The sequence below is a fragment of the Tardiphaga sp. genome (assembly GCF_028290495.1).
GTDB lineage: Bacteria > Pseudomonadota > Alphaproteobacteria > Rhizobiales > Xanthobacteraceae > Tardiphaga.
On sequence record NZ_JAQGJT010000049.1, the window covers coordinates 1 to 5,666 of the forward strand.

At 64.4% G+C, this 5,666-nt stretch carries 5 protein-coding genes and 1 tRNA gene; 3 read left to right on the plus strand and 3 right to left on the minus strand.

All coding sequences use genetic code 11. From position 1 onward, the window contains the following. Nucleotides 1-134 (minus strand): trigger factor (locus tag JWQ24_RS09480; protein ID WP_299806986.1); only part of this gene is annotated, 134 nt, incomplete at its 3' end. 176 nt (nt 135-310) lie between these two features. Continuing rightward, nucleotides 311-395 (minus strand) — tRNA-Leu (locus JWQ24_RS09485). A gap of 150 nt (nt 396-545) precedes the next feature. Here JWQ24_RS09485 and JWQ24_RS09490 point away from each other — a divergent pair. After that, complete coding sequence (locus tag JWQ24_RS09490) at nt 546-1,877, plus strand: multicopper oxidase domain-containing protein (protein WP_299806980.1); 1,332 nt, start codon at nt 546-548, stop codon at nt 1,875-1,877. 1 nt (nt 1,878) lies between these two features. On the opposite strand, the gene JWQ24_RS09495 is transcribed toward JWQ24_RS09490, so the two are convergent. Further along, on the minus strand, nt 1,879-3,375 hold the full coding sequence (locus JWQ24_RS09495) for an NAD(P)H-hydrate dehydratase (RefSeq protein ID WP_299806982.1): 1,497 nt from the start codon (nt 3,373-3,375) through the stop codon (nt 1,879-1,881). A gap of 408 nt (nt 3,376-3,783) precedes the next feature. Here JWQ24_RS09495 and JWQ24_RS09500 point away from each other — a divergent pair, with 408 nt between their 5' ends. Beyond that, a complete protein-coding gene (locus JWQ24_RS09500; RefSeq protein ID WP_143573288.1) occupies nt 3,784-4,122 on the plus strand; it encodes a P-II family nitrogen regulator in 339 nt (112 codons plus the stop codon). Nucleotides 4,123-4,233: 111 nt separating this feature from the next. Then, on the plus strand, nt 4,234-5,643 hold the full coding sequence (gene glnA, locus JWQ24_RS09505) for a type I glutamate--ammonia ligase (protein WP_299806984.1): 1,410 nt from the start codon (nt 4,234-4,236) through the stop codon (nt 5,641-5,643). Nucleotides 5,644-5,666: the final 23 nt, after the last annotated feature.

Here is a 5,666-nt window from a genome sequence, read left to right on the forward strand (position 1 = left end):
CGGAAGCCGTTGAGCTTGACCTTGCCCTTCATGTCATCGAGGCGCGCATCGACCTTGGCTTCGATGTCGGCGGCCGGAACGTTGACCTGGAATTCGCGCTTCAGTCCGTCGGAGACGGTTTCATTCACCTGCATGGCGTCAATCTTCTTCCCGCTGGTCCGGCGCGCAGGCCGGACGTTGTAAAATGGTGCGACGGTGAGCTTGCGCCTTCCGTCGATCGTGTCGGACCGATCTCCCCAAGGCAGCCCCTCTTCAAGGATTGCCTTGCCGAAACCTGCCCGGAAAACTCAGGTCAAACGCCGTGAACGTTTGGTGCGGGCGGAGGGACTCGAACCCCCACAACTTGCGTCGGCGGCACCTAAAGCCGCTGCGTCTACCAATTCCGCCACGCCCGCGAGAAGCATGCTGTTCGGCCGCGATGCCGCGAGCGGCGGGCTTATAACATGGGGATGATGGTTCGCATCAAAAAAATAGCTTTGGCAAGCCCTGTGGTGCAATCCGGGGGTTACTGGACATCCCGCCGCGAAAATGGTCGGGATTCCCCCATGACGCAATCCCCGCACACCGTCACCCGCCGCACCCTGCTTGCCGGATTCGGCAGCGCGATTCTGGCGCCCTCCCTGGCAGCCTGGACGGCCTCCCCGGCCCGCGCCCAGGCCCGCTTGAGCCTGGCGTTGCGGGCCGCCCCCGGGACCCTGCCGCTTCGCCCGGGCGCGCCGGGACCGGCCTGGCTGCTGGCCGGCGCACCGGACGGCCCGCTCAGGTACCGCCGCGGCGACGAGATCGACGTTACCTTCCAGAACGACCTGCCGGTTCCCGTTGCGCTGAACTGGCGCGGCCAGAACGGCATGGCGGCAGCCGAACCGCTGCTCGGCCGCCCGCCTGTGGCGCCCGGCGGCAACGACGCCTTCCCGCTGTCGCTGCGCCACGCCGGCACCGCGCTGCTCGACGCCCGGCTGCTTGGCGATGGTCAGGCGCTGCCGTCTCCTGTCCGCGCGCTGGTGGTGCAGGGGACCGCGCCGGCCGAAGTCGACCGCGACGAGGTCTGGCTGATCGAGGATTTTCGGCTGCGCGCCGACGGCAGCGCTGTCGCGCCGGGAGCTGATCCGAAGGATGCCGCAACGCTGTTCACGGTCAACGGAAAGGCCACGATCGACTTCACCGCCAAAATCAATGAGCGGTTCAGAATTCGCATCATCAACGGCTGCCAACACGCTGTAATCGCACTGCGAATCGAAGATCACGATGTCCGCGTGATGGCCATCGACGGACAACCCGCCGAGCCCTTCCTCGCCCGTAACAGCCAGCTGGTGCTGGCGTCCGGCACCCGGATCGACGTCTTCATCGATGCGGTGAAACCGGCCGGAACGGCCTCTAACATCCTGCTCCACGACGGCAAGGAAGCCCGCCCGATCGGCAGACTCGTGGTCTCCGGCGACGCCCCGATCCGCGACAAGCCGTTGCCCTCGCCCGCGCCTCTCCCCTCCAACGGACTGCCGGCCCAGCTCGACCTGAAATCTGCTCTGCGGGTTGATCTAGCGATCGGCGCTGCTTCAGCGCTCCCCGATTGGGTCAGGCCAGCCGACGTCGCCAAGGCCGTGCCAACCTTCCGCGTCAACCCCGGTCGCGTGGTCGTGCTGGCTTTGACCAACCGCAGCAAGACGCCGGCCGTGTTCCACCTGCACGGCCACCACTTCCGCCTGCTCGACCGGCTCGACGACGGCTGGAAGCCGTTCTGGCTCGACACCCTGGCGCTTGAAGCCGGCCAGACCCAGCGCATCGCTTTCGCCGCCGAACATCCCGGCCGCTGGCTGATCGAAGCCACTGCGACCGACTGGGCCGCGCCGCGGCTCGTGCGCTGGTATGAAGTCGGCTAGCTCAGTACTGGAACTCGAACCGGTCATAGAGCCGCCGGAACACCGCCGGGAGCGTCTCCGCCAGATCTTCTGCGATCAACCCGGGACCAGCCTCGGAGCCGGCCTCGCCGTGCATCCAGACGCCGATGCAGGCGGCCTCGAAGGCCGCGACGCCCTGCGCCAGGAAGCCGGCAATGATGCCAGCCAGCACGTCGCCGGAGCCGGCGGTGGCCAGCCAGGGCGGCGCATTGGCGGAGATCACGGCGCGGCCGTCCGGCGAGGCGATCACCGTGTCCGGCCCCTTCAACAGCACCACGGTGCCGGCGCGTTCGGCCGCCGCACGCACCCTTTCCAGCTTCGAGCGAAATGGATGTTTGTTGCTCATACCGCTGAACAACCTCGGAAATTCGCCTTCGTGCGGGGTCAGAACCACGCGCGCCTCGCCGGCCGCCCTGATCGCCGAAAACAGCTTGTCCGGCGCATCGGCGAAACTGGTCAGCGCGTCCGCGTCGAGCACGGCGTGACATTGGGCCGCAAGCAGCGCTAGCACGAGATCGCGGGTGTGGTCGCCGACACCGGCGCCCGGCCCGATCACGCAGGCATTGACCTTGCGGCTGATCAGTTTGGCAAACTCCTCCGTGGTATCGACCGGCCGGACCATGATGGCGGTCAGCGCACCGGCATTGACCGCCAGCGCCTCGCGCGGCGAGGCCACCGTCACCAGCCCGGCTCCGGCGCGCAGCGCTCCGCGCGCGGCCAGCCGCGCCGCCCCGGTCGAAGCGATGTCCCCGGACACCACTACGGCGTGACCGTGCGAGAATTTATGGCTGTCGATCCGCGGCGTAGGAAACGCCGACGCCCAAGCGTCCGGCACGTTGTCCGACGTCTGCGGTCGGATCGCCTCCAGCACATCGGCGTCGATACCGATATCCACCACCCGCAACTGCCCGGCATGGACCCGGCCCGGCAGCAGCATATGGCCGGGCTTGGGACGGAAGAACGTCACCGTCTCCATTGCGCGCACGGCGGCGCCCATCACCGCACCGGTATTGCCGTTGATGCCGCTCGGCAGGTCGACCGACAGCACCGGCACGCCCGACGCATTGATCGCCTCGATCATCTCCAGCGGATCACCCTTCACCACCCGGTTAAGCCCGGCGCCGAACAGCGCATCGATGATCAGCGCCGGCGTCCCGATCGAGTTGGGACCGCAGGGCAGCACCTCGCCTTTCCAGGCTTGCGCCGCCAGCGCCGCGTCGCCTTGCAACGTGGTGCGGTCGCAGAGCAAGATCACCGAGACTTCGCGGCCGCGCGCCGCCAGTTCGGTCGCTGCGACAAAACCGTCGCCGCCATTGTTGCCGCGCCCGGCGATCACGAGGATCGCGCCCTCTTCCGCGAGGTCCATCGCCGCGTCGGCAACAGCGTGACCGGCATTGCGCATCAGCTCAAAGCCCGGCGTCCCGGCGGCAATCGTCAGCCGATCCGCTTCGGACATTTCGCAGGTGGTGAGAACTTCCATATCGTTTCCTAACTGCGCCTCATCCGGAGGCAATGCGCCAAACGCCGTGATGATGCCGCTCGTATTCGCATTCGTTTTGTGCAATCTGCACTCATAGTAGGCACGCAGAACGATCTACCGCAGCCATGGTTCTATCGAGCCAGGTGTAATGACCTGATAATGCTCGAAAAATAATCTTATCCGGCAGTTGGCATGGACCCTGCTTTTAGGAGCACGCTTCGGTCCGTCGCTCACCTGCCTGTCAGATGGAGAGGTAGCCGACCGTCCCTGCATTCACGAGAGATCGTGGAGGCGGCGTGGCGGCAGGTTTATAACGCCCCAAGCAGGGTATCGATCAGTCTGCGCGTTCTGCGCAATGGTAAAGCAACGTGCGGCCTGACTTAGTGAAAATGCCGTGGGAGACGCTCAGTGAAGAAAATTGAAGCCATCATCAAGCCGTTCAAGCTCGACGAGGTGAAGGAGGCGCTTCAGGAAGTGGGATTGCAGGGCATTACCGTCACCGAGGCCAAGGGCTTCGGCCGCCAGAAGGGTCATGCCGAACTCTACCGCGGCGCGGAATATATTGTCGACTTCCTGCCCAAGGTGAAGATCGAGATCGTGATCTCGGACGATCTGGTAGAGAAAGCCATCGACGCGATTCGTCGCGCCGCCCAGACCGGGCGCATCGGCGACGGCAAGATTTTCGTCTCCAACATCGAAGAAGCCGTCCGAATCCGTACCGGGGAATCCGGGCTGGACGCCATCTGAGGCATCGGTCGTAAGCTCCTGAGGCCTATCGAAAGCACTCCGGACCGGCTAGAGATAGCCGGCCGCCGCTCCAACGCGGCCGCCTTACGACGACCAGCCAAAGAGGTATTCATGACGACCGCCAAAGAAGTCCTGCAGTCCATCAAGGACAATGACGTCAAATACGTCGACCTGCGCTTCACCGACCCGCGCGGCAAGTGGCAGCACGTCACCTTCGACATCTCGATGATCGACGAAGAAATTTTCGCCGAAGGCACGATGTTCGACGGTTCCTCGATCGCCGGCTGGAAGGCGATCAATGAATCCGACATGATGCTGATGCTCGATCCGAACACCGCCGTGATCGATCCGTTCTTCGCCGAGACCACGATGGTCATCACCTGCGACATCCTCGAGCCCTCCACCGGCGAGCCCTACAACCGCGATCCGCGCGGCATCGCCAAGAAGGCCGAAGCCATGGTCAAGTCGATGGGCATCGGCGACACCGTGATGGTCGGCCCGGAAGCCGAATTCTTCGTGTTCGATGACGTCCGCTTTTCGTCGAGCCCTTACAACACCGGCTTCAAGCTGGATTCGTCGGAACTGCCGACCAATTCCGACACCGAATATGATGGCGGCAACCTCGGCCACCGCATCCGCAACAAGGGCGGCTATTTCCCCGTCCCGCCGCAGGACTCGGTGCAGGACATGCGCTCGGAAATGCTCGGCGCGATGGCCCGGATGGGCGTCAAGGTCGAGAAGCATCACCACGAGGTCGCTTCCGCCCAGCACGAACTCGGCATGAAGTTCGACACGCTGACCTACATGGCCGACCAGATGCAGATCTATAAGTATTGCATCCATCAGGTCGCGCACATCTACGGCAAGACCGCCACCTTCATGCCGAAGCCGATCTACGGCGACAACGGCTCGGGTATGCACGTGCACCAGTCGATCTGGAAGGACGGCAAGCCGGTGTTCGCCGGCAACAAGTATGCCGACCTGTCCGAGACCTGCCTTCACTACATCGGCGGCATCATCAAGCATGCCAAGGCGATCAACGCCTTCACCAACCCGTCGACCAACTCCTACAAGCGTCTGGTCCCGGGCTATGAAGCCCCGGTGCTGCTGGCCTACTCCGCCCGCAACCGCTCGGCGTCGTGCCGCATCCCCTACACGACCTCGCCGAAGGCGAAGCGCGTCGAGGTCCGGTTCCCCGATCCGATGGCCAATCCGTATCTCGCGTTCGCCGCCCTCACCATGGCGGCGATGGACGGGATCAAAAACAAGATCCACCCCGGCGATCCCATGGACAAGGACCTCTACGACCTGCCGCCGGAGGAGCTGAAGGGCATCCCCACGGTGTGCGGTTCGCTGCGCGAGGCGCTGGAAAACCTCGACAAGGATCGCGGCTTCCTGAAGAACGGCGGCGTGTTCGACGACGACTTCATCGACAGCTACATCGAGCTGAAGATGGGCGAGGTCGCCCGTTTCGAGATGACGCCGCACCCGGTCGAGTTTGACATGTACTATTCTGTCTGACTTACGGGTGCTGCCTCGTCCCC